Annotated in this window: 15 protein-coding genes; 7 read left to right on the top strand and 8 right to left on the bottom strand. The window is 44.6% G+C overall.

What is annotated here, in order from left to right; genetic code table 11:
• Window positions 1-47: 47 nt before the first annotated feature.
• Window positions 48-1,121 carry a glycerate kinase gene (locus PY364_RS09715; RefSeq protein ID WP_275522128.1) on the bottom strand — a complete coding sequence of 358 codons (1,074 nt, stop codon included), beginning with the start codon at window positions 1,119-1,121 and terminating at the stop codon, window positions 48-50.
• Between the two features lie 273 nt (window positions 1,122-1,394).
• Between PY364_RS09715 and PY364_RS09710 the strand changes: the two genes are divergently transcribed.
• Window positions 1,395-1,772 carry a hypothetical protein gene (locus PY364_RS09710; protein ID WP_275522125.1) on the top strand — a complete coding sequence of 126 codons (378 nt, stop codon included), beginning with the start codon at window positions 1,395-1,397 and terminating at the stop codon, window positions 1,770-1,772.
• Window positions 1,773-1,841: 69 nt separating this feature from the next.
• Here PY364_RS09710 and cobT read toward each other — a convergent pair whose 3' ends face one another.
• The 5 genes from cobT to PY364_RS09685 form a co-directional block, all read right to left on the bottom strand.
• Window positions 1,842-2,978, bottom strand: coding sequence for a nicotinate mononucleotide-dependent phosphoribosyltransferase CobT (cobT, locus tag PY364_RS09705; protein ID WP_275522122.1), 1,137 nt, complete (start codon window positions 2,976-2,978; stop codon window positions 1,842-1,844).
• Between the two features lie 121 nt (window positions 2,979-3,099).
• The gene (locus tag PY364_RS09700) at window positions 3,100-3,840 is read right to left on the bottom strand and encodes a DUF2232 domain-containing protein (protein ID WP_275522120.1); all 741 of its coding nucleotides are present in this window, start codon (window positions 3,838-3,840) and stop codon (window positions 3,100-3,102) included.
• 68 nt (window positions 3,841-3,908) lie between these two features.
• Window positions 3,909-4,394 (bottom strand): universal stress protein, encoded by a 486-nt coding sequence (locus tag PY364_RS09695; RefSeq protein WP_275522119.1) that lies wholly within the window; start codon window positions 4,392-4,394, stop codon window positions 3,909-3,911.
• A 66-nt stretch (window positions 4,395-4,460) separates the two neighbouring features.
• Window positions 4,461-5,171, bottom strand: coding sequence for a Crp/Fnr family transcriptional regulator (locus tag PY364_RS09690; RefSeq protein ID WP_275522118.1), 711 nt, complete (start codon window positions 5,169-5,171; stop codon window positions 4,461-4,463).
• Between the two features lie 180 nt (window positions 5,172-5,351).
• Complete coding sequence (locus PY364_RS09685) at window positions 5,352-5,567, bottom strand: hypothetical protein (protein WP_275522117.1); 216 nt, start codon at window positions 5,565-5,567, stop codon at window positions 5,352-5,354.
• Window positions 5,568-5,579: 12 nt separating this feature from the next.
• Between PY364_RS09685 and PY364_RS09680 the strand changes: the two genes are divergently transcribed.
• The 4 genes from PY364_RS09680 (at window position 5,580) to pgsA (ending at window position 12,536) form a co-directional block, all read left to right on the top strand.
• Complete coding sequence (locus PY364_RS09680; RefSeq protein WP_007357030.1) at window positions 5,580-5,738, top strand: hypothetical protein; 159 nt, start codon at window positions 5,580-5,582, stop codon at window positions 5,736-5,738.
• A gap of 450 nt (window positions 5,739-6,188) precedes the next feature.
• On the top strand, window positions 6,189-10,949 hold the full coding sequence (locus PY364_RS09675) for a hypothetical protein (protein WP_275522114.1): 4,761 nt from the start codon (window positions 6,189-6,191) through the stop codon (window positions 10,947-10,949).
• Window positions 10,950-11,211: 262 nt separating this feature from the next.
• On the top strand, window positions 11,212-11,922 hold the full coding sequence (locus PY364_RS09670) for a sugar transferase (RefSeq protein WP_275522113.1): 711 nt from the start codon (window positions 11,212-11,214) through the stop codon (window positions 11,920-11,922).
• 92 nt (window positions 11,923-12,014) lie between these two features.
• Window positions 12,015-12,536 (top strand): CDP-diacylglycerol--glycerol-3-phosphate 3-phosphatidyltransferase, encoded by a 522-nt coding sequence (pgsA, locus tag PY364_RS09665; RefSeq protein WP_275522111.1) that lies wholly within the window; start codon window positions 12,015-12,017, stop codon window positions 12,534-12,536.
• 80 nt (window positions 12,537-12,616) lie between these two features.
• Here pgsA and PY364_RS09660 read toward each other — a convergent pair whose 3' ends face one another.
• The gene (locus PY364_RS09660) at window positions 12,617-14,701 is read right to left on the bottom strand and encodes a serine/threonine-protein kinase (protein WP_275522110.1); all 2,085 of its coding nucleotides are present in this window, start codon (window positions 14,699-14,701) and stop codon (window positions 12,617-12,619) included.
• Between the two features lie 207 nt (window positions 14,702-14,908).
• On the bottom strand, window positions 14,909-15,847 hold the full coding sequence (locus tag PY364_RS09655; RefSeq protein WP_275522108.1) for an NAD-dependent epimerase/dehydratase family protein: 939 nt from the start codon (window positions 15,845-15,847) through the stop codon (window positions 14,909-14,911).
• 506 nt (window positions 15,848-16,353) lie between these two features.
• Between PY364_RS09655 and PY364_RS09650 the strand changes: the two genes are divergently transcribed.
• Both PY364_RS09650 and PY364_RS09645 read left to right on the top strand, forming a co-directional pair.
• Window positions 16,354-23,754, top strand: coding sequence for a PAS domain S-box protein (locus PY364_RS09650; RefSeq protein WP_275522107.1), 7,401 nt, complete (start codon window positions 16,354-16,356; stop codon window positions 23,752-23,754).
• Between the two features lie 53 nt (window positions 23,755-23,807).
• Window positions 23,808-24,917, top strand: coding sequence for a hybrid sensor histidine kinase/response regulator (locus tag PY364_RS09645; RefSeq protein WP_275522106.1), 1,110 nt, complete (start codon window positions 23,808-23,810; stop codon window positions 24,915-24,917).
• Window positions 24,918-24,922: the final 5 nt, after the last annotated feature.

Below are 24,922 nucleotides of genomic sequence, written 5' to 3'. Positions count from 1 at the left end.
TAACAGTTAAGAAAGTTTGCTAGTTACCAATTACCAATTACCAATTACTAATAAACTCTGCCCACAGAATGATCCACATTAATCTCAACCACTAAATCTACTAACTCCGAATTAGTCACCAACGGCTTAATAAATAACTCTGGATGTAGTGCTTTCCAAAAATACTCGACAAATCGATAGATATCCTCATCTGACATCCCAGGCTTACCGGCCGCCATCATTTCCCTTTCAGCCTGAAGCCGCCACACTTGAGAAAGTCGATAATCAATTGGATGCAAAACAATCAACCGATCTAAGCGTTCCCAAAGTAGTAAATAATCTCCTAATTTCCTATTCATGTCACAGGCGAATTGTCGATCTTCAACCGTTAAAATAGGAGGTAGATTGATGATATCAAAAATACCAGATTCAATCGGTTGTACCCCAACAAACCAACCCTCAAATAATAAAATATCAACATCATCAACAATTTCAGGCTCAGTTCTATCTCCAATCCCTTCCCAAGCTGACTTATCAAACCGAGGAATCAAAATAGGTTTTGAACTTTCATACTTTTGTACTTTCAAAGTATAACACTCACGTAGTCGATCTAAAACTTTTATTCCTAACTCAATATCATGGGTTCCCGGTGGCCCACGCCAAATTAAACGCGGGTCTTCCTCTTTTAACCGCTGCCTTTCAGAATAAGTCTTGTAAAGATCGTCCAAAGAAAGGCTAATTGTTCTGTTACCTAATTTACTAAGAATCAACTTCAGAACTGCTGCCAAGGTGGTTTTTCCTGTTCCTTGTCCCCCTAAAATCCCTTGAATCAAAGTTCGCCCCACTCTTTGCCTTTCCGTCGCTAATTGCATTGCCAAAGGCAGCCAAAGATTCCAAGAAGTTTCTAATAAATTGATTGACTTTAATGGCAGCTCAAGAATTGCCATTGCAATAGACTGAAATAAATTAGCCCGTGCCAGAATAACTTCACTTACATTTTCAATATTTATCCCAAAAGCACGCGATCGCGCTTCATCTGCCAATTCCAAAACTGCTAGCTGCTGTAATTCATCTGGCGCTGGCTGCTTGCCAGCTATCCAGCTTTCTAAAATATCAATTAGTGACAAATTCAACGGCTGCATTTTTCAATCTCCATCTACATCATACATCAGCCTTACAACAGCCGCGCCATCCATGAGATCGCGCTCTGTCGCCTATGAGAGCAAAATTATGACTGCATTTCCCCAAATCTATTCCCTCAGATACTTTCAATCCGTTTTTCCTCAAGATTTTATCTTTCAGTAGAGATTGAGGAAGAATTATCTCAAAAATTAAATAATTCAGTGATAACTCACACTTGGGGAAAATAATGCTTACCATGAAAAAGTAATAAATAAGGATAAAAGGAATATTTTATGGAAGAGATCAGACAACAAATTACCGCACTGAGTCAGAAAGTGGACTCCCTGTATAAAATTATTGAACATCTGAACGACAAATTTACCGAGTCAGTCTGCGACTCTAAGCTAACTGAGTGTCAAGGAACAGATCGAGGTGGATTGCGGTTAACAGACAAAATCACCTCGTACCGCAGCTACAGCAGCCTCGATCCAGTTCTAGAACACAAGGACGTACTTTTAGACGAATATTTCTCAGACAAAAATTTTCAAAGTCTGGAAAAAGAGTTGACAGCAGATATCCAAATCCAAAGGCTAACTGCTCAATTAACAGCAGCTTACAATCGTATTGCCGCTTTGGAAGAGCAGTTACTAGCCAAAAGAATTCATTCTTAAGAAGGAAGAGGGAGATGGGGAGCAGGGGAGCAGGGGAGCAATTAGCAATTAGCAATTAGCAATTAGCAATTAGCAATTACCTATAATTTTTTGATAACGGTCTGCCAAAGCTTCAATAGCTTCTTGGAGTTGATTTTGATTCCAATCTTGGGTTAAGTGAGAAGCGATCGCACATCCTCCAGCACCGACCCCTTCCTTAACATATCCCTGTTCGTAAGCTTGTAACTGCCGATAGCGAGAGCTAGCGAAACTCAATTGTGTAGCCAAAAGAGGCACAGCGCCAACTTCTTGAGCTAATCCCACAGTATCCCCAGTAGGATCTTCAGCAACCCAGCGCGTAGTTCCCACTACAATTTGTTCTGGATGCCATAAAAGCGAATATTCACGCGCGATCGCCTCAATCAAAGCATAAACAGCCAACATTTGCGTACCCCCAGCCAGCATCACCCCAGAACTACGACTAGCGGCGATCGCCATCCCCGCCACTACTATTTGCATCGGATCGCCCATCGCCGCTATCAGGGAAAGAGAGGGAGCGGAGGAGCGAGGGAGCAGGGGAGCAGGAGGGAGATTTTCATCTTCCCTCTTCCTTCTTCCTTCTTCCACTACAGCCAACTTTTGAGCGTGATTGCAATTAGGATGACTGCTATTAACCTTACCCGCAGCAGCAATACCTAAACCCACTAAAATTGCTAAAGCAGTAGTCGTTCCCCCAACTACGCACTCACCTAAAATTACATAGCCGCCATTGCTTTTAGCCGCTAACTCTTCCCCCCAAAATAAACCCTGCTCTAGCAAATGCTTTACAGTTGAAAGTTCTAAAGCGTTTCCAGAAGAGACGCATTTAGCCGGAGTACCGCCCAAATCAATAGTCGGAACTGGCGGCGGTAATGGCAAACCAGCATTAAATAAGTACAAAGGAATGCCCAAACTCTCCACCACAGCGCGGGATATCAGCACCGGCGACGCACCAGCATCAAGAGGCGGTAAGGGATATTTTGGCTGACTGCGGGGGCCATTGTACAGAAATTCCGCATCTGCCAAACAAGTATATTTTCGGTCAGCCGGAGTAGCCCCCGCTGCTGAAATCCCAGGAATTAAACCAGTATCAGTAAATCCCAAAACGCAGGCAAACACAGCTTGGCGATACCGATACCGTTCCAGCCACCTCTGTCCCTGTTCGAGCTGAGTATAAACTTTAATCATTAACTAGGCTTTGTTGCAAAGGATTGGGGAGCAGGGGAGCAGGGGAGCAGGGGAGCAATTAGCAATTAGCAATTAGCCATTAGCAATTAGCAATTAGCAATTAGCCATTAGCCATTAGCCATTAATCCTCATAATCAATCAAAACTTGCACCCAATTTGGCGGGCGGGGGATGGGGTTTCCCAAGCGGTCTAGGAGTAGTAAAGCTACTAGATGTACAACGAATAGATAGATAATATTATTAAGTACGATCATCCCTGCTGCGATCGCCTGAACCAAAGTTAGACTCGGCACAGCCAGCACCCCTAACTTCACAAAGCCCCATTCTACGAGTTCAGTAACTTGACTGGTGATATAAAGCCAGAGGTCTTCCCCCAGCAGTAGCGAAAGCAGCCAAAACCTAAAAAAGAAACCAAAGGAACCCACAATAGCGCCCAAACCAATCGAAACAGACCAGCTAGCTCCCCGCCGCCATAGTCCGCCCAAAAGCACGCTTAACAACCCAAAAGGAATTACAAATAAAATACTGCGAGTCGGGCCCATCAGCACAGACAGCAACAACCCAGAAACCAAAGCTCCCATCCAAGCCGATCGCTGACCCCATCGCAAATATACCAGAGCGATCGGCACCGGGAAAAAAATCCGCAGCAGCGGGCCCATTGGAAAATAATAATTTACTAGCCAAATTAAACTAGCGGTACTGGCAAGAAAAGCCGTTTCTACCATGCTTAAAGGCCCAGAAAAATCGCCAGCCACAGCAGGCTCCACTTTTGGCTCTAAACCTTCCATCTCATAACTTTCGCTCTCAGTTTTGGGCGAATTCACGGGGCTAGATGCTTTGCCAGCTTCAAAATAATCACTCATCCGATTTTAGATTTTAGATTTTAGATTTTAGATTTTAGACCCGATAAATGCCACAAAAATCCTAATTATTAATGCGCTTGAATCACTAAAACCCCACATTTAGTGTGATGTAAAACATAATTGCTGACACTACCAAGCATTACCTCTGCTAATCCCGTGCGACCCCGCCTGCCCAATACAATTAAATCAGCGTCCCAACTCTGGGAAAATTCACATATAGAATGACCAGCATCCTCAATCATCTGGCAGTCAAATTCGGCTTTAATGCCCTGGCTAGCCGCTGCGTCATAGTAGTTTTTTAACTGCGCTTTCCCTTGTTCTAACTGCTTTTCAACCCGCAAAGTCTGAGCTTGGTAAGCTTGCTCTGCCAACTCAAAATTCATAGCAAAATCGACCGGGATTGGCATTCCCCTTTCTCCAAATTGGTTAATAATAACGCCGTGAAATAACATCATTTCAGCTTTGTTAGCTACCGCTAAATCTAAAGCTTGAGTGAAGACTTGGTGGCTTAATTCTGAATCATCTAAGCCCACAAAAATTTTGTGAAAAGTCATGATTTCTCCTGAATAACAACTAGCAATTAGCAGTTAGCAAGCTATTAACTGCTAAGCCCTTTAATTTTATACTAACAAGCGTTCCAAGGCGTGCATATCTGGAATGCAAAGGACATCCTTATCGCGGCGAATTAACTGCTTTTTTTCCAGCTTGCTCAGTACCCGCGTGACAGTTTCCCGCGCCAAGCCACTCAGACTGCTCAATTCTCGGTGTGGGAGATTAGGAATCTCCGTTCCTCCTTGTAAAGAGGATTTCCCTTGGCCTTCTGCTAAAAATAACAAAATATCTGCCACCCGTGAGGTGCTGTCCGACTCGCGCAACCTCAGCCGTCGGTTTACTTGGCGTAGCCGTCGCCCCATCAGTTGAGCCAACCGAATCCCAGCCAAGGGTTCGGCATGAATTAACTGAACAAAATCCTGAGCTGGCATATTACCGATTAAAGTCGGGGCGAGAGTAATTACGTCAGTTGAGCGCGGGGCTTCTTCGAGCGCCGCCATTTCGCCAAATAATTCTCCTTTGCCCAAAATATTGAGCGTTACTTCTTTACCGTCTAAGTTGTAGGTGCGAATTTTCACCCAACCATCCAAAATGAAATACACTGAACTGCCCCAGTCGTTCTCCAACAAAATCACCTGGTTGGCCGGATGGCTGCGGGTAACGATGTGTACAGTTGCTCTATCAGTTACAGTCTCAGGCAAGCCTGAAAAAAAAGCAGTAGAGAGCATTAATTGATGAACGTTGGACTGGGAATCACGGGGGGGGTAGCGGTCATCCATGAGGCCATTTTTATTAATAAACGCACGAAAGAGATGCGGTGGAGGTTAGAAATAGCAGCCAACTTTCAAAGAAAGCGGTTCTGAGAACTCATAGCCCAAAGCTATCATTGCAGCTAGGCGCAACATTTAAACACCAGAAATTTTTAGCCGCGCCAGTCTTGACAACAAGTAATAAAAATGCTATTTGATTTTCCCATCAGGTGAGTCCAGAAAGTGCCGACACAGTAGGAACAGCACTGGCGAGACTTGAGTGCCTGCAAAAGCCCAACTAACCTGCCAGAAGTCAGCATCAAAGGAAAATCCACAGCTTATGATAGCCCAAAGTTTGCTATAGCTCTTGCCTAATGGGGCAAATCCCAAATAACTTCCCATGTTACCATCCAAATATTGTACCATTAACGTCTAGCCATGAATAAAGATAAAAAATTAGTCTTAAGGCTTACCCAATATGAACTAGAAAAACTAAAAGAATTTGCCAACCACAAAGATGTCACCATGTCTCATGTGTTGAGGGAGTACATTCGTCGGCTGCCCAAACCCCCATCGGTGGAAACTCCCATCGCTTGAGTAATTACTAGGAAGACCATTTTCAAGACTTTTCCGCAAAATGCCTGAAATTTTTAACCCGTAATTCGATGCAGCAAATTTGTCAGGTAGAAAATTTGCGCCCTCAGAAGGTAAAATTTTAGATAAGTCAGAAACCAACGGTTCGGCTTTTCATCAGTCCCATCAACTTGGGACTACGTTCATGCACTCACCGCTTTCGCGGATGATTGCTACCAGCAAACACAGGCGTACCTATTTATAGGCGTAGTCCTCAATGTTTGCAGGTGTCCAGGAGATTAAAAAGCGCCATTGTCTCACGGCAATAGCTTTGTTCACCTTTCCTAGTAATAGGATTGCCATATTTGGATTGTCCCAGCTTGTCTGAGATTGTCCAAATTAAAAGTATCAGTCAAGATATCCAGTATGAGTCGAAATCTCTCGCATTAGCCGCATTTGGTAGAGGTTCCACCCTTGAATTCTCAACAGGATCAAATTCAGGCACTCCTTGCTGATATTGACGAGGTACTCAGCAAGCCTAGCCCGCGCCTACCTTGGATGGCTTCGGTCGAAACCGTCCACCAGCGCCAAGTTTTAGATCGGATTCGCAACTATTTATCCCAACAGGAAGCGAAACAGCTAGTTGTACGTGAAAACCTGACTCAGAAAGATGTGGGCCAGGAATCTGGATTACCGCAAGGCGATGGCGAAGTTGCAAGGCCGAGGCATCGCGAACCCAATATACCTGTACCTACCGATAGCAATGTTCGCTCAACGGCCGAGCAAATCTTGCAAGCCGTGATTGGAGAAATGAGCTCCCTGCGTACAAATCTCACGCAACCGCTACAAGATGACATACAAGCTCTACGACAAGAAAAGCAAGCCCTAACCTCTGAAATTAAACAGCTAGAACAGCGACGACAAGATCAATACTCTCTAGCTCAGCAGCAAGCTAACCAACAACAAATCATTTCTGAATTCTTGCAGGTACTAATGGCCCGCTTGCAAGAAAGTTTGGCTCGCGATGTCGCCCAAGCCCTTAGTAATCTGGAAGCTCAGTTCTTACACAACAATCTCCTGAGCGGAGGATCGTCCCCACAGTTGACCTCAGCTTCGGCAACAGGCGAGGCAAATGCAACTTTAACAGGGGAACTACAACTGCTCACTCCCGCCCAGCGCATTGAGCAAATACGGCTGCTACAGGCACAATCCGATCGCGACTTAATGAGGCTCGATTCCACCCTCACTGTTGTATTTGAGGCTCTACAAAGAAATCTGCAAACCTATCAAGAATCCTTGTCCCAAGGACTCGAAAAAATGCACAGTTTGGGACAGCAGGGTGAAGCCATGTTTGCGGCTTTAGTTAGCCACTTGGCAGAACAGTTGGGCAGAGAAGCCTCATCTTATGTGCAGTCGTCGATCCCTGTAGCCAATATAGAAACAGCAACTCGTCCAGCCGACACCACAGTACCCCTGGGAAACCTCTCTCAAAAGGAGGTAGCCGTAAAGGAATTTGTAGGTAGGCAAAGTCAAGAACAAACGCCTAAGAATGAAAGCGATCTCGACGAACTCGGAGAACAGGAAAAACTGCCCTATCCGGGAACTGAACTATCTCCTCAGTTTGCACAATTAAGACACGACAGAGAGGAAATCAGGCACTCAGTTACTAAGGAAGAGTCGATCGATCCCCCAGAAGATGATTTGTTTAGCGTAGAATCCTCCACCGCTGAAACGCCATCTGAGGCAATGATTGCCGAAAGCAACGAAGTGGAGGATTTAGAAGTGGAGGATTTATATGACAGCCTCTTTACGCCTGCTGTAGAAATCTCAAAGCAGCCAGAGAAAACTTCTGGTAAGAGAGGAAATGTTTCTACTGTCTCGATTTTCGAGTCTCAGGCAGTAAATACTCCCAATGTTGCCTCAGCACCGATTCCTGAATCAAATCTGACTGATGCTGAGAGCGACGATTCTCTGGAAGATTTTCTACTAGAATCTCCTAATATTGAAGCCAATCAAATTCCTGAATCAAATCTGACTGATGTTGATAGCGATGATTCTCTGGAAGATTTTCTACTAGAATCTCCCAATATTGAAGCCAATCAAATTTCTGAATCAAATCTGACTGATGTTGATAGCGATGATTCTCTGGAAGATTTTCTACTAGAATCTCCTAATATTGAATCCAATCAAATTACTGAATCAAATCTAACTGATGTTGATAGCGATGATTCTCTGGAAGATTTTCTACTAGAATCTCCCAATATTGAAGCCAATCAAATTCCTGAATCAACTCTAACTGATGTTGATAGCGATGATTCTCTGGAAGATTTTCTACTAGAATCTCCCAATATTGAAGCTAATCAAATTCCTGAATCAACTCTAACTGATGTTGATAGCGATGATTCTCTGGAAGATTTTCTAGTTGCAGAAGATTCAGAATTCGTCGCTGCTAATTTCGCGGATAACCCAGCGATCGCAGATGCAGGCTTATTCGGCGAAACATTGCTCGAATTAGATTCGGAACCACCCGCACCCGCAGCCCCGCCACAACTTGATGGCCCAGCTAGCCGTGAGACACTTGCGGATCTAAGCAATGTCTTCGGAGATGAGGATGCGAACGAGACTGTAGAGGTACAACTTCCAAACACAGTCGTAAAAACCGTCTCCAGAGAAATCCGACAGCCTAAAACCATTAACGCTGTTAACAGTAGTTCCGAGGAAAGTACCGAATATGACGCGCTAGCAGATTGGGATGCCGATATTTACGTCCAAGCATCCCCTGACGAAAATTTGTTGCCCGCAGAACCACCAGAGGAGGAGCAAGATCAAGCACTCTTACTCGATCGCAATACGCTAGAACGTTTGCAGGCTGACCTTTTCAGTTTGGAAGGAAGCGATAGCGATCTCCCGCAAGTATCCAGCAGCTTTGCCAGTCCAGAACCATTTACTTTTAGCGACTTCTCTCCAATGGAAGCAGAAAATCCCTTTATCCTCTCGGCCGAAGAAGAAATGACCAGCCTTGATGACCTATTTGCAGAAGTTTTGGAAATGCCAGTCGCAGCAGCGCCCTATTCTGTAAATGTGGAAACCGCCGCTGCTGAGTTATCTCAGGGAGATCCTTCCAGCATGACCCTAGAAGATATTTTGGCAAGTTTAATGGAGGCGGAGGCAACGCCGCTCAATTACCCGCCTAGGCCGGATCTAAATTCGCGACAGGTGGAAACTACAGGTAAAGTAACACGCAGTCTGGAAACTCCAGGCGGTGAAAAAAAAAAGGTAGGGTTATTTGATGAGGAAGATGGGGAGCAGGGGAGCAGAGGAGCAGAGGAGCAGCCAGGATTAGGAGAAGAGGGGAGATTTCTGTCCTCCATCTCCCCCTCTCCCCATTTCCCCATCTTCCCCATCCCTAGTCCCAAGTCTTCAAATCCTCCAAGCTCTAACTGGTATTTGGGGATTGATTTTGGTACGACTATGCTCTCTGCGGCTCTGTTAAATCGGCAGAGTAGAGAGGTTTATCCCATTTATTGGGAGATGGAAGGCACAAATTCTAAATCTGAGTGCTTTCGCATTCCTACTGTGGTGTCTCTGTTGGCCGGGAAGGCGGTTGTTAAGTCTGGGGATGAGGAGGGGCTGCCTTTGGAGGAAGAGGGGCTTTTACTGCAAAATTTTAAGCGCTATTTGAAGATTGGTATTCCCTATGTGAGTTCTGCTTTACAGGACGAGAATACAAAGAGTGAAGAGGCCGATCTATTTGAGCCGATGTTGCAGTGGTCGCAGCAGGAGGATGTTTCTCTAGCTTCGGTATTGCATGGTTTGGGGGCGCTGTTAGCGGCATTGAATCCGGCGGGTGAGAAGGGGATCGGTTTACGATGTCTACGGCTTGGAGCTACGCGATCGCACGCTGTGGGACTGGAGGACTCGCTCTTAGATGCTGCACTGCGAGAGTTAGGAGGTGTGATTTTGGGGACTCCTACTGGTTGGTCTGATGCTTACCGCCACAACCTCCGGGAGGCTGTGCTAGGTGCGGGGTTGGTGACGGATAGTTCTCATGTTTTTGTGGTTGAGGATGCGATCGCAACTTTGCTTTCGGAATTAACCCCTAATTTTGGTGAAGCTAAATCTCAACTTCAAAATCTCAATTCTAAAATCGCACCGGGCGGTACTTTAATTGTTAATTCTGGGGCGATAACTACGGAATTAGCTTTGGTAGATTTGCCTGAGAACGTGGAAAATTTAACTTATTCGCACTTTACTTGTCATAGTTTTGCCTATGCTGGCAATGCTCTTGACCAAGATATTATCTGTCAATTGCTGCTCAAGGATGAATCTTTTGGCCCGTTAAGTCAATTGCCGCGAGGGGGATATGCGGATGTGGCGGCGCGATCGCAATTACAGCAGCGGTTAGAGAGTTCGCCTTTGGGATTGGAACTGTTGGCGGCGGCGGCAAATTTGAAGGTGATTTTACAGCACCAAGACCGCTTTAATTTGGAGATTGGCGATCGCCGTTGGGAGGTTAAGCGGCGAGATTTAGAAAATAAGGTGTTAGTGCCTTTTGTTCAACAGTTAAATCGGGAAGTTAACGCTATGCTAAGTCGGGCTGGAATGTCCCCAGTAGCGATTAATCAAGCTATTTGTACGGGGGGAAATGCTTCTTGGCCGGCGATCGCTCGTTGGTTACGCCAGAAACTCTCTAATGCGATCGTAATTCACGATGCCTACGGCAGGCAACGCCCAAGCAATGCCGATATTCCTTCTGTTTCTGCTTCCCCAAAATCGAAAATTGGTCGCGTTGCTTGGGGTTTAGCAACTTTACCTCTTTATCCCCAAATTTTAGATGGGCCCCGTCAGCAGTACAGCGATTATTTTCTGCTTTGGGAACTGATGCAGGCCTTTAGCGTCACTCCTCTCGGTATCAGTGAAATTACGCAGACTTTGGAGCGCCGAGGGATTAATACTCGTACTTGCTTACCAAGGATTCTGCCAATTTTAGAGGGTCAATTGCCTCCCGGCCTGTTGCCTTCTGAAGAAGATGCGCTGTTGCTAAATTCTGCTTCTAGGGGCAATCCTGAGTTGGCAATGATTGGATCTGCGCCGCTGTTTGAGCGGGTAGGCGATCGCCAATATCGACTCAATCAAGAGCAGGCTAAATATCTGCGGGAATACTTCGGTAGGCTGATGGCCAGCAGTCAGCAAAAGCTAGAAGAGCCTCTGTCTCAATCTCTAGTAGAGGTTTAAAGCGATCGCCCTTTTAATCTGTAACGCCGCCATCTTGTCGGTATTAAAGAACCGCCGTCCCGGCGGCGTTACGGCACAAGCTTAGGTACTCCTCAGTAATTTCACTAAAAACTTATTTTTCTAAAAAGTAAATATACAATAACTTTACAATGCCTAGGGTATTTTTAAAGATTATGCAAAGTTGAACATATATATGCTCTCTCTCCTAAGTAAGTTTCGTAAGATATTTACGTGAAGGCTTATTGACCTTTAGAAAAACCAAGTGCAAGCTGTGAATACCACATCTAATTTCCCCCTAATATCCGCAATCAATGTGTTAGTTGTCCTCAATAACAATTACACAGTTCATCAGTCCAACGAGCCAGTTCATCCATCTGTAACTAGCCTCGCAAAGCGCTTGATTGATATATTGGGAGCTTTGGTAGGATTAGCCCTAACTGCGATTGTGGCAATTCCAGTGGCGATCGCAATGCAATTCGACAACCCAGGCCCACTGTTTTACAGTCAGGTTCGCTGCGGTTTTAACGGAAAACATTTCAAAATTTGGAAATTCCGTTCAATGGTTGTCGGTGCGGAAACTCTAAAGCATTTAGTCAATAACGAAGCCAAAGGTCACATTTTTAAGAATGAGAACGATCCTCGAATTACACGAGTAGGGCGTTTCCTCCGCTGTACTAGCTTGGATGAATTACCGCAATTTTGGAACGTACTGATAGGAGATATGAGTTTGGTAGGAACTCGACCGCCAACTCAAGATGAAGTTGCTAATTATGAAAGCCACCACTGGATGCGATTAAATGTCAAGCCTGGTATTACTGGTGAATGGCAAGCAAACGGACGTTCGACGGTCAAAGATTTTGAAGACATTGTGCGGATGGATATTGATTATCAGCATAAGTGGTCTGTTATTTATGACCTCAACTTGATTTGGAAAACAGTTTGGGTTGTACTTCATAAAAGCGGTGCTTGTTAATTAAGTTTTAAGTGGGTATAATTTTGCTAAATAGTCTGCGAATTGTTAACGGTTAACGGTTAACCGTTAACTGTTAACTGTTAACAATATATATGAATCTACCTAACTGGATCACCTTCTCTCGCTTGCTGGGAGTCCCCTTTCTTCTCTATGGTTTACAACAGCCAACTCTCCAAACTCGTTGGATTTGTTTAGGGATTTTTATCGTAGCGGCGGGTACGGATTGGCTGGATGGTTACTTAGCTAGGAAACTCAATCAAATTACCGATTTAGGTAAATTTTTAGACCCTTTAGTGGATAAGTTACTGGTACTTGCGCCGTTATTAGCATTGATTCAACTTGGCGAAGTTCCTGCTTGGGGTGTATTTTTAATTTTAGGACGGGAATTAACAATCGCGGGATGGCGTGTCAATAAAACTACGATTTCGGGAGCTAATATTTGGGGAAAGTTGAAAACAGTTAGTCAAATAGTCGCGATCGCACTTTTAATCGCTCCTCTCCCTGATGTCTGGGTAATTCCCTCTCTAGTGGCTTTCTGGATTTCTGTGCTCCTGACGTTGATTTCTGGGGCTATTTACCTATGGCCAGAAAAAAATGAATCTATTTATAGCTAGGGGCTAGGGGCTAGGGGCTAGGGGCTAGGGAAGAGGGAAGAGGTTACTCTCCTCACCTCCCTTGTAAAGCCAGAGCTGTTTTATTGCTGAGGGGTTAAGTCAGACAAACCTAGCTGACTTTCGGCCCGCTTTTTCCCTTCTATTGCTGCTCCGTAGTCCGGCTTATACCTAACTGCCTTATCATAAGATGCGATCGCATCTTGATATCGTTTTAATTCTAACAACGCATTACCTCTGCTGTACCAAGCTTCATAATGATCGGGCTTGACATATACGGCTTCGTTATAAGACGCGATCGCATCTTCGTAACGTTTCAAATTATATAACGCATTCCCTTTATTATACCAAGCTTGATATTCTCTTGGCTGCAAATCCAGCACTTTATTATAAGCATCAATCGCATCTTCATAGCGGCGCAATTGGTGCAGCGACCAGCCTAAACTATACCAAGCTTGGTAATAATTTCCTTTTAATGTTACTGCCTGTTTATAAGCTTTTGCTGCATCTTCATATTGTCTTAATTTCATCAGCGCAATGCCTTTACTGTACCAAGCTTGGTAATAAGTAGGCTCAAAGCGCACAGCTTTTTCATAAGCTTCTACCGCTTCTTGATTTTTATTCAATTCTAGCTCAACATTCCCTAAATTATACCAAGCTTTAGAATTATCAGATTTTAAATCTACCGCTTTTTTATAAGCCTCAAAAGCGGGTTGATATTGTTTTAACCTTTGGTGAGCTAATCCCTTACTATACCAAGCATCATAGAAATTTGGCTGAGATTTAACCGCTTTTTCGTAAGAAGCAATCGCTTCTTCATACCGCTGCAAATTTAACAGCGCATCTCCTTTTCCTTTCCAGGCTTCTGGATAGTTAGGCTGAATTTCTAAAGCTTTCTCAAAAGATGCGATCGCCTCTTGATATTGCTGCAAATTATCGAGAGCATAACCTCGCTCTGTCCAGGCTTCCAAGTATTCAGGATTGAGTTGAATTGCCTTGTCGCAAGCTTCTCTAGATTCCTTATATTTCTTCAACTCATAGAGCGCCTTAGCCTTATCTTTCCAAACTTCAGCATAGTCTCCTTTAATTTTAATTGCTTGGTTATAAGCCACCAGTGCTTCTTCATATCTGTTTAAATTATAAAGAGTATTACCTTTACTGTGTAACTCAGTAGCATTAGCAGAATTAAAGATATTGACAAGATAGGCAGATGCAGCAATACCGATGCCTATTAGCCCAATAATTAGACCGCTTTTTAAATAGATATCAGCGCGTTTTTTTGTCGTCTTTGTGGGAGTAGATATAGGTATAAATGGTGCAGTAGCACAAAGAGGAGTTTTTAATTCTTTAATAGCTGCCAAAGCAACACCTGCATTAGCATAGCGTTGTCGGAAATCATAGCGTACCATTGTATCTAAAACTTTCGTAAATTCAGGACTAACTGATACTTTCGTCTGCCAAATAATTTCCTCTGTATCGGGATCTGTTGGTAATTGATGGGGAAACTCCCCTGTAATGGCTTGAATTCCAATCATGCCAACTGCATAGATATCGCTGCTAGGTTTGGGATTGCCGTGAGCTTGTTCGCTAGGCATATAACCAGGAGTGCCAATGCTAATACTCAAGCCATTATTTGTTTGAGAATTGATGATTTGGGTGGTGATTTGTTTGACAGCCCCAAAGTCGATTAAAAATAACTTGCCGTCACTATCTCGCCGAATGATATTCTGGGGATTAACATCCCGGTGGATGACATTTTGCTGGTGTACAAAGTCTAAAATCTCTAGAATTTCTTGCAATAAATAAATAACTTCATCTTCGCTTAACCTTCCTGGGCTTAGGGAAGTTTGGGTTAATTCTTCGCTTAAATTATGACCTTCAATGAATTCTTGAACTAAATAAAATTCTTGATTTTCTTCAAAGTAGGCGAAAAGTTGGGGGATGCGATCGTGGTTGCCTAATTTATACAATACTTGCGCTTCAGTATCGAATAAACGCCTAGCTATTTGTAAAGTTGTAGGATCTGTAGCTTGAGGTTTAAGTTGCTTGACAACACAGCGATGATTACCTGGTAGCTGCTTGTCTTCAGCTAGGTAAGTTTGGGCAAATCCTCCGCCTCCCAAGTGGCGGATAATATTATAGCGGCTGCCGAGTGTGGTTCCCTGCATGAGATTTACCTAGTTAAGCTTGTAGGGTGGGTGCTGCCATTATTTATATCCTGCAAATGAGAAAAATAATTCACTGGTAGCACCCACTTTACCCTAGATAATATTAACAGGATTTACGCACGATCGCAGTACGGCTGCTTTTCAGGCGCGGTCAAGTCACCGCCTAGAAGGCGGCCGTACTGCGATTGTACGTAAGTCCTAATTAAGTCAATTTTGAACTGCTTGCAAGATTTCATCATCTACTGAGAAATCAATCTCAGCTTTGTCACGCCCAGAGGTCAAATAATCATTCTGGAATGAATCTTTTAGCCCAGAAACTAAGTCAAATTCTGGCTTCCAGTTGAGTTCACTCATGGCTTTATTTACTGAAGCAAAGAAGTGTTGTACGCGCATGGGGAAAGCTTTCCGCTTGCCAAAATCAAATTTTTTGGGCTCGTAATGGACAATTTTTATATCAGTTGATTTGCCTGCGGCGGCGGCGCAAGCGCGGGCTAAACCGTCAAAGGTAACGTAGCGATCGCCTGAGACATTATAAATCTGTCCTATGGCTTTTTCATTGCCTAATATAGCGGTCATTGCTTTAGCTAAATCTTGACAGTGACCTAGTTGTGTGATGTGCATTCCATTACCAGGAATGGGAATAGGTCGATCGCGTGCAATACGGTCAAAAAACCATGCTTCTAAATCGTTATAGTTTTGCGGCCCATAAATATAAGTAGGGCGAATGGAAGTCCAAGGCAAACCAGCATCTTTGAGATAGGTTTCTGTTTCGTATTTACCCAAATGACGGCTCTTTGGATCGGTGGCATCACCTTCAATATGAGGCAATTGATCCGACTTTAAATAAACTCCCGCAGAACTCATGTAAACGAAGTTTTTAACTTGACCTTTAAATATCTCTGCTAGGGGTTTGGTGTCGCTTAATTCGCGACCGTTGTTGTCAAAAATAGCATCAAATTTTTCTGATGATAATTTTTCTTTGAGTTGGGAAGCATCGGTGCGATCGCCGTGAATTTGTGTTATACCTTCAACTGGTTCTGGTTTTTTACCGCGATTAAATAGCACCACTTCATGGCCTTGGGCTACTAAAATTTTAGTTAAATAAACACCGATAAATCGAGTGCCACCCATCATTAAAATTCGCATTTTGCTTAAGTCTCCTTATTGGTATATTGAGCTGGAAGTTCCAATAAAATCCGGCTGGGTTAGCTTCATACCAATGATTTTAACATCTCCATGTTCTTGCGCGATCGCAAATAGTTCTTACCTTAATCTGAATATGCCAGTCCGCGTAGGCGGACTTTGTTTGTATAGAAGCGGTTTCAACCGCCGAGTCCAAGATCCTTCGGCGATTGAAATCGCAACTACACAAACGAAGTCCGCCTACGCGGACTAAAGAATAAAGTATTTAATCCAGATTTGGTATCACTAACCACGCTGAATTAATTTTAAATTTGAACACTGCGATCGCACTCAAAATTGCCAAAATAATTGTTAGCCAATCCACCAATGCAGCTTGTCCCAAAGTATAATATAGTGTAGATAAGTAACTCCTCCCCTTACTATGGCTTAATCCAAGCTACGCGATCGCCTCTTATTGTTTAAAACAAAATATTCAAGAGAATAATCAGCAATAAAACCCGATAAAACTCATGTTCATTCGTACTACGGCTCTCACCCCAGTAGAACTCAGGTCTGCGATCGTCCGGGAACCCTTAGTAGTTTCGCCCGATACCACAGTGAGGGATGCGATCGCCCAAATGAGCGGCGTGCGGACTATCTGCCAAACCACTAAAACGGCTGACGATCAAATGGATAACCTCCACTTAGAGGCGCGATCTAGCTGCGTGTTAGTGGTGGAAAACGACCAGTTACTAGGGATTGTGACTGAGCGAGACGTAGTACGGCTGAGCGCCCAGCAGCAAGTCCTAGACAGCTTGGTGATGCGACAGGTGATGGCACACCCCATCGTCACCCTACGCGAGTCTGCCTTCACTGACTTGTTTTTTGCCATTAACCTGCTCCAACACCACCACATTCGCCATTTACCCATCGTAGATGAGTACAACCACCTGGTAGGGTTAGTGACTCACGAAAGTCTGCGGCAAACCTCCCGACCAATTGACCTGTTGCGGTTGCGTATGGTGGAAGAGGTGATGACAAATAAGGTGGTTTGTGCTGCACCGGATAGTTCCATGCTCGCGATCGCCCAACTGATGGCAGAAACTCGCGTCAGTTCTGTGATGATTGTGGAATCAGCTAGTAGCCCCGCTGAACCCCTGCAAATTCCCGTAGGGATTGTTACCGAGCGCGATATTGTGCAATTTCAGGCCTTGGGTTTGAGCCTAGAAATCTATCTAGCACAGGCAGTAATGAGTACGCCGATTTTCGCCGTTAAACCCGACGATTCGCTCTGGACTGTACAGCAGCTCATGGAGCAGCGCTTAATCAATCGGTTGGCAGTCACGGGGGAACAGGGCGAACTATTAGGTATCGTCACCCAGACCAGTTTACTGCAAGCCCTCAACCCGCTGGAACTCTACAAGCTAGCGGAGATGTTGGAAGAGAAAGTGGTGCGCCTAGAAACGGAGAAGGTTCAACTACTGGAAAATCTATTAGAGCAGGAAGTAGAAACCCGAACGATCGCCCTCAAAGCCAAGGCCGGGCGAGAGAAATTAGTCGCAGATGTAGCCACGCAAATTAGATCGTCCCTAAGCCTGCAAACAATTTTGGATACAACTGTAGAACAGATAAGGCAAGTGCTGGGCTGCGATCGCGTCAATATTTGGCAGTTTGAAGCAGATTGGGAAACCATTGTTGTAGCAGAATCTACCGACTCGCCCCTGTCTCTACTAGGCGAACGGATTAACGATACCTGCTTTAAGCAACAGGAAGCTGAGATTTATCGTCAGGGGCGGATTCGCGTCGTACCGGATATCTTCACTACCGAAATGTCAGACTGTCACCGGCAAATGCTGATCCGCCTCCAGACACGAGCCAAAATTATCGTACCTTTGCTCCGTAGCGATGAGTTGTGGGGCTTGCTCAATGTCAGCGAAAGCCAGTACGCCCGCGAGTGGCTACCGGAAGAAGTAGAACTGCTACAAGCCTTAGCGGTACATCTGGCGATCGCCCTTCAACAAGCTACGACGCACCAACAATTACAGGAAGAACTAAGCACGCGACAACGAATAGAAAACCAGCTACGAGACAGCGAAGAACGCTACGCCACCCTAGTAGAAGCCGCTCCAGTAGGGATTTTTCGCACCGATGCTGCCGGTAACTGCATCTATGTTAACGATCGCTGGTGTCAGATCAGCGGACTTAATCCCAAAACCGCAGCTAGAGAAGGATGGCGACAAGGACTACACCCAGAAGATCGCGATGCGATCGCCGCCGAGTGGCATCAATCTGCTCAAGAAAATCGCCCTTTCCAGCTTGAATATCGTTTTCAACGTGCCGACGGTGTGGTGACGTGGGTATATGGCCAGTCTGTTGCCGAACTGGATGCAGAGGGGCAAGTAGTCGGTTATGTAGGCACGGTGACAGATATTAGCGATCGCAAGCAAGCAGAAATCGCCCTATCTCAACTAGCAGCTATTGTCGAGTCGTCTGCGGATGCCATCATCAGTAAAACTTTAGATGGCGAGATCGTTAGCTGGAATAAAGGGGCAGAAAAACTATTTGGTTATCAGGCTCAGGAAGTCATCGGTCAATCGATACTCCTACTGATTCCTAATGAACTCAAGGATGAAGAATCATTCATTATAGAAAAAGTTCGGCAAGGAGAAGTCATTCATCATTATGAAACGGTACGACAAAATAAAGATGGAAAGTTAATTGATATTTCGTTAACGGTTTCTCCTATTAAAGATGCCACTGGCAAGATCGTTGGCGCATCAAAAATTTCTAGAGATATTAGCGATGCCTGCGGCGAGCTTCGCTTACGCAAACTTGCTGAAGCTGCCCTGATCCAGAGCGAAGCCCATCAACGAGCATTAATTACTGCCATCCCCGACTTAATGATGCGGATCGATCGCAGAGGTATTTACCTAGAATTTGTGACCACTTCTTCTAACTTTCCCGTAGTGGGGAATTTGTCTGAGATGGTGGGAAGCCATGTATTTGATAGCCTGCCTCCTGATGCGGCACAAAAACGTATGGATTTTATCCAACGGGCGCTAGACATGAATTCTATCCAGATTTACGAACAAGAACTCGATATTGATGGTAAAAAGCAAATCGAAGAGATCAGAGTTGTTCCTTATAGTAAAGACGAAGTTTTAGCACTGGTACGAGATATTACCGATCGCAAACAAGCCGAAGCCGCCCTGATCCAGAGCGAAGCCCAAAGCCGAGCCATCTTATCAGCCATTCCAGACTTCATGTTTCGCATGAGTGCCGATGGTATTTATCGGGGGTTCGTGACAACCAATCGTCAGATCGACTTTCTCCCCCAAGATTGTGATACTGTTGGTTTGGCGATGGTGGATCTAGTGCCAGTAGAGATTGCAGACCGACATTTACATTATCTAAAACAAGCCCTACGCACAGGAGAACTACAAGTTTACGAACAACAGGTGCAGATTGGCGATCGCTTTCAAGATGAAGAAGTCAGAGTTGTCAAAAGCAGCGAAGATGAAGCCCTGTTTATGATCCGAGATATTAGCGCAGCCTGCCGCGAGCTTCGCTTACGCAAACAGACCGAAGAAGCCCTAATCCGTTCTCAAGAACAATTAAGCTTAGTTTTAAAAGGCTCCAATGACGGTTGGTGGGATTGGAATCTGATTGAAAATGATATTTACTACTCTCCTCGTTGGTGGGGAATTTTAGGGTATGAGTCTGAAGAAATTGAGGCTGCGCCCGAACTATGGCAGCAACGGATGCACCCTGATGATTTAGATCGGGTCAATCAATTTTTGCAACAACAAATAACAAATGGTATTGAGTATTACGAGGTCGAGTTTCGTTTACTGCACAAACAAGAACATTATGTTCCAGTCATTTCGCGTGGTTTTATTTTGCGAGACGATCGCGGCACTCCCATTAGGATTTCCGGTACCAATACGGATTTGACTGAACTTAAAAAGGCTGAAGAACAACTTCGGGAACTCAACCAACAGCTAGAAGCCAAAGTCAAAGAACGCACCCAAGAGCTTTCCCAAGTTAACAGCCTGCAAGGCGCTATCCTCGATGGAGCTGATTATTCCATCATTTCCACAGACTTAACTGGAATTATTCAGACTTTTAATGCCGGTGCCGAAGTAATGCTGGGTTACAGTGCCGCAGAAATGGTAGGCAAAGTCACACCCGCAATCCTCCACGATGTAAAAGAGGTAATCGATCGGGCAGCTTCCCTCTCTATCGAACTGGGGCAAGATATTCCCCCTGGCTTTGAAGTTTTTGTTGCCAAAGCCCGCCAAGACACGATCGGCGAAGAAGAGTGGAGCTATATTCGCAAAGATGGTTCTCGCTTTCCTGTGTCGCTATCTCTTACCCCCCTCAAGGATGCCAATCACCAAATTATCGGCTTTTTAGGCATCGCCAAAGATATTAGCGATCGCAAACAAGCTGAACTCGAACGTCAGAAACTATCGGATCGCCTCGCCTTATCACTCAAAGCTGCGGCGATCGGTTGTTGGGAATGGAACATTGGACAGAACACCGTCCTTGGCGATGACCGGATATACGAACTGTTTGGCCTCACGAAACAATCTAATTCCCTTATAAACTACGATACTTGGGTAAACGAGCTACTACATCCCGACGATCGCATCTCCACTGAAACATTACTTCACCAAGCTGTCTTGGGAGAGGCAGAATACAATACCGAGTATCGGATCGTGCGTCCCGATGGCAGCATCCACTTTGTTAAAGCCAATGGAATGGTGGTGCGAGATGCCCAAGGCAATCCCCAGAGTATGATCGGGGTCAACTTTGATATTAGCGCTCGCAAACAAGCTGAGATCGAACGCCAGAAACTATCGGAACGCCTCGCCTTGTCACTCAAATCAGGGGCGATCGGCTGTTGGGAATGGGATATTGTACAAAACATCCTCCTTTGGGATGAGCGGATGTACGAACTGTATGGAGTCACTAAATCATCTGATAGTCGTTTGGTCTACGACATTTGGGTAAACGGGCTACATCCCGATGACCGCAACTCTAACGACACATTAATCCGCCAAGCTGTATTAGGACAGGCAGAATTTGATACCGAATTTCGGGTGTTGCATCCCGATGGCAGCATCCACTTTATTAAAGCTTATGGAGTGGTGGCGCGAGATGCCCAAGGTAATCCCCAGAGTATGACTGGAGTTAACTTTGATATTAGCGATCGCAAACAAGCCGAAGCCGCTATTCAAGAGGAAAATAACTTCCGTCAACAAATTCTAGAAAGCATGGTGGAAGGGCTATGCGTTTTCCATGAAATAGAAACATTTCCTTTTATTCGCTTTACAGTCTGGAATCAGCAAATGCAAGCGATTACGGGCTACACCTTAGAAGAAATTAACCGTCTGGGATGGTATCAAAGTGTATACCCAGATGCTTGGGCTCAGGAACAGGCGATCGCCAACCTGAGACAGATGCAACAAGGAGAAAGCTTAATTGCTCAGGAAAGGCAAATCCAATGTAAAGATGGACAGAAACGCACTGTCGCCCTTTCTACTTCTATCCTATCGAACAACGACGACTTGACTGAAGGCTCGCCAAACGTTCCGACCTACATACTTGCTCTGATCCAAGACATTACCGATCGCAAAGAGAACGAACAAGCAATGATACAGCAACTAGCAGCAATTGAGGCGGCGATCGATGGCATTGGGATTATTCAAGGAGATAAATACATCTATGTAAATCAATCCCATGTAGAACTGTTTGGCTATCAACATCCTGAAGAACTTGTAGGTAAATCCTGGAAATCTTTCTATCCTCCAGAGGAATTAGAACGTTTAGAACAGGAAGTTTTCCCTATGCTAGAAAACGATCGCGCTTGGCAAGGAGAGGCGATCGCCATCCGTAAAGATGGTTCTACCTTTACCGAGGGAGTATCCAAGACCATTACAGACAATGGATTATTAATTTGTGTATGTCGGGATATCAGCGATCGCAAACAAGCTGAACTCAAGCTGCAACAACAGGCAGAACAGGAACGCTTGCTGAGCACGATCACCCAGCGGATGCGATCGTCCCTGAATCTAGAGGAAATTCTCAATGTGACTGTGCAAGAACTCCATCACGTCTTGCGATCGGATCGAGTGCTAGTCTATCGCGTGTTTCCAGGAGGGACGGGGGCTGCTATTGCCGAATCTGTTTCGCCAAATTGGCCTAAAATTCTCGATATTGTCTTTCCTGAAGAAGTTTTCCCAGAAGCGAATTACGATCGCTATGTACGGGGAAGAATATATGTCCTCACCGATGCCAAAGGCTCGGCGAAGCGCCTACGCGAAGATGAAAACCAGTCAATCTTACCCTGCTTGATTGAATTCCTCGCAGATATCCAGGTAAGAGCTAAACTGGTAGTGCCAATTATTCAAAATCAAACCCTTTGGGGATTGCTAATTGCCCATCAATGCGACCGTCCGCGCCAGTGGGAAGATTGGGAAATTAACTTACTTAAACAAACGGCTAACCAATTAGCGATCGCCATTCAGCAGTCTAATCTTTTTAAGCAATTAGAGCAAGAACTGATAGAACGTCAGCGGGCTGAAGCCCAACTGACTGAAACGAACGCCCAACTCGCGATTTCCAACGAAGAATTAATCCGCGCCACAAGGCTTAAAGACGAATTTCTTGCCAACATGAGCCACGAACTCCGCACCCCTCTCAATGCCATTTTAGGTATGAGTGAAGGGCTACAAGAGCAAGTCTTTGGTATCGTCAACGAACCACAAATTAAAGCTTTACAAACCATCGATCGCAGTGGCTCTCACTTGCTAGAATTAATCAACGACATTTTAGATGTAGCCAAGATTGAATCGGGTCAAATGGAACTGGATTACACTACAGTTTCTCTCAATTATCTCTGTCAATCCAGTCTGACATTCATCAAACAACTGGCGCTCAAAAAACGCATCCAGTTAGAGATGAAACTGCCACTGAATCTGCCCGATTTATTGATTGATGAACGCCGCATCCGTCAAGTCTTAATTAACCTCCTCAACAACGCGGTAAAATTCACCCCAGAAGGAGGACGCATCACCCTAGAAGTCAGCCGTCAACAGCGAGAAACGGTTCTCACCCCTCCCTCCCTTCAAGGGATCGCCAAGGTGAGTTTATTCCAGACGACATTCGAGCCAGAACTAGGTATAAAACCCCAGCTAGAGGGGGTAGAAGTGAGGAACTACCTGCGAATTGCTGTCATTGATACAGGCATTGGTATTGCTCCAGAAAACATTAACAAACTATTTCAGCCTTTTATCCAAATTGATAGTGCTCTAAATCGTCAATATGCAGGAACAGGCTTAGGCTTAGCTTTAGTGAAACGCATTGTCGAATTGCACGGCGGCGAAGTCGGGCTAACTAGCAAAATAGGGGTAGGAAGTTGCTTTACAATTGACCTTCCCTATGGTGCGATCGCGCCTTCCTCTGCAACTGAATTAAGCCCTCGCCAAACGTCCGATCTAGAATCCCAAGGTGCAACTCCGATGGAACCCACCCAGCCCGAACAGCTAACATCTCCTTTAATCTTACTAGCAGAAGACAATGAAGCGAATATCACTACATTTTCCAGCTATTTGGGAGCAAAGGGCTATCGGATTCTGTTAGCAAAAAATGGTCAAGAAGCCATTGATTGTGCTACAACTCACCAGCCTAACTTGATTTTAATGGATATTCAAATGCCGGGAATGGATGGCCTAGAGGCAACGAGACAGATTCGCCGCGATCCTAACTTGGTTAATATTCCGATTATTGCCCTAACTGCCTTAGCGATGACGGGCGATCGCGAAAAATGTTTAGAAGCAGGTGCAAATGATTATATGACTAAACCAGTCAAACTGAAACAATTGGCAGCTACCATTCAGGAGCTTTTAGATGCAGTTAACTGTTAACTGTTAACTATTTCCTTCTTCCTTCTTCCTTCTTCCTTCTTCCTTGATAACCCATGAAAAAACCATCCGTTTTAATCATTGACGATGAACCCGATAACTTTGATGTGCTGGAAACTCTCTTGAACGAGCGAGACTATCAATTGTATTATGCCGCCAACGGTCAAGAGGCGATCGCATCTCTCGACATATTCGATCCCGATCTGATTTTGCTGGATGTGATGATGCCAGGAATAGATGGTATCGAAGTTTGTCGGCAAATCAAAGCTATGTCAAAATGGCAAGCGGTTCCGATCGTGATGGTGACGGCATTAAACTCAAAATCAGACCTTGCCCAGTGTCTAAATGCCGGAGCCGACGACTTTATCAGTAAACCTGTCAATGCGATTGAACTGCGTGCCAGAGTTTTTTCTATGCTGCGAATTAAGCACCAGTATGACCACCTGCAAACATTACTCAAATTGCGGGAAGATATGGTTAAAATGGTAGTCCATGATTTACGCAATCCCCTGGCTGGTATCTTACTTGGCCTGGAACTCCTAAAAAGCATAGAATATCCCAGAGAAAAACAACAAAGCAAACTGACTCGAATTTACTCGTCAGCACAAGAACTACAGGTTTTAATTGATGATTTATTGCAAATTTCTTTACTCGAATCTGGTAAAATTCGTCTCAATTACACGGAGGTCGATCTCTGCGATCTGATACATTCTGTCTTATCAAACTTTGAAGCGATCGCCGCTCAAAAAAATCTGTCACTGGTCACTCAATTACCAGAAGCGCCTACCAAGAAAGTTTCTGTTGATGCCACCATGATACATCGAACGCTGGATAATCTCCTCTCGAATGCAATTAAGTTTTCTCTATCTAATAGTAAAATCATCGTGAATCTAGAATTTCTGACATCTGGCGATGCCAAAATCCAGGTGATCGACTTTGGAAAGGGTGTTCCCGATAAATTGCGGCACAATATTTTTGAGAAATACGAGATTGGAACTTTGATGCCAGAGATATCTCAAATAGGTTTGGGTTTAGCTTTTTGTAAAATGGTCATTGAGGCACATGGAGGTGAAATTTCTGTCAGTAGCAACCAACCACAAGGAGCCATTTTTCAAATCACTTTGGGAAATATAGCAACCCTAAATCCTTCTCTCCTAGATAACTAAATCTT

The organism is Kamptonema sp. UHCC 0994 (assembly GCF_029167235.1).
Lineage (GTDB): Bacteria > Cyanobacteriota > Cyanobacteriia > Cyanobacteriales > Microcoleaceae > Kamptonema.
Note: the sequence above shows the minus strand (reverse complement) of the source record. Positions and strands in the feature narration are given on the sequence as shown.

Excerpts from the sequence above, each read along its gene's own strand:
- PY364_RS09715 (WP_275522128.1), bottom strand. The coding sequence starts at position 1,121 with ATGCAGCCGTTGAATTTGTCACTAATTGATATTTTAGAAAGCTGGATA.
- PY364_RS09710 (WP_275522125.1), top strand. The coding sequence starts at position 1,395 with ATGGAAGAGATCAGACAACAAATTACCGCACTGAGTCAGAAAGTGGAC.
- cobT (WP_275522122.1), bottom strand. The coding sequence starts at position 2,978 with ATGATTAAAGTTTATACTCAGCTCGAACAGGGACAGAGGTGGCTGGAA.
- PY364_RS09700 (WP_275522120.1), bottom strand. The coding sequence starts at position 3,840 with ATGAGTGATTATTTTGAAGCTGGCAAAGCATCTAGCCCCGTGAATTCG.
- PY364_RS09695 (WP_275522119.1), bottom strand. The coding sequence starts at position 4,394 with ATGACTTTTCACAAAATTTTTGTGGGCTTAGATGATTCAGAATTAAGC.
- PY364_RS09690 (WP_275522118.1), bottom strand. The coding sequence starts at position 5,171 with ATGGATGACCGCTACCCCCCCCGTGATTCCCAGTCCAACGTTCATCAA.
- PY364_RS09685 (WP_275522117.1), bottom strand. The coding sequence starts at position 5,567 with ATGGTACAATATTTGGATGGTAACATGGGAAGTTATTTGGGATTTGCC.
- PY364_RS09680 (WP_007357030.1), top strand. The coding sequence starts at position 5,580 with ATGAATAAAGATAAAAAATTAGTCTTAAGGCTTACCCAATATGAACTA.
- pgsA (WP_275522111.1), top strand. The coding sequence starts at position 12,015 with ATGAATCTACCTAACTGGATCACCTTCTCTCGCTTGCTGGGAGTCCCC.
- PY364_RS09660 (WP_275522110.1), bottom strand. The coding sequence starts at position 14,701 with ATGCAGGGAACCACACTCGGCAGCCGCTATAATATTATCCGCCACTTG.
- PY364_RS09655 (WP_275522108.1), bottom strand. The coding sequence starts at position 15,847 with ATGCGAATTTTAATGATGGGTGGCACTCGATTTATCGGTGTTTATTTA.
- PY364_RS09650 (WP_275522107.1), top strand. The coding sequence starts at position 16,354 with ATGTTCATTCGTACTACGGCTCTCACCCCAGTAGAACTCAGGTCTGCG.
- PY364_RS09645 (WP_275522106.1), top strand. The coding sequence starts at position 23,808 with ATGAAAAAACCATCCGTTTTAATCATTGACGATGAACCCGATAACTTT.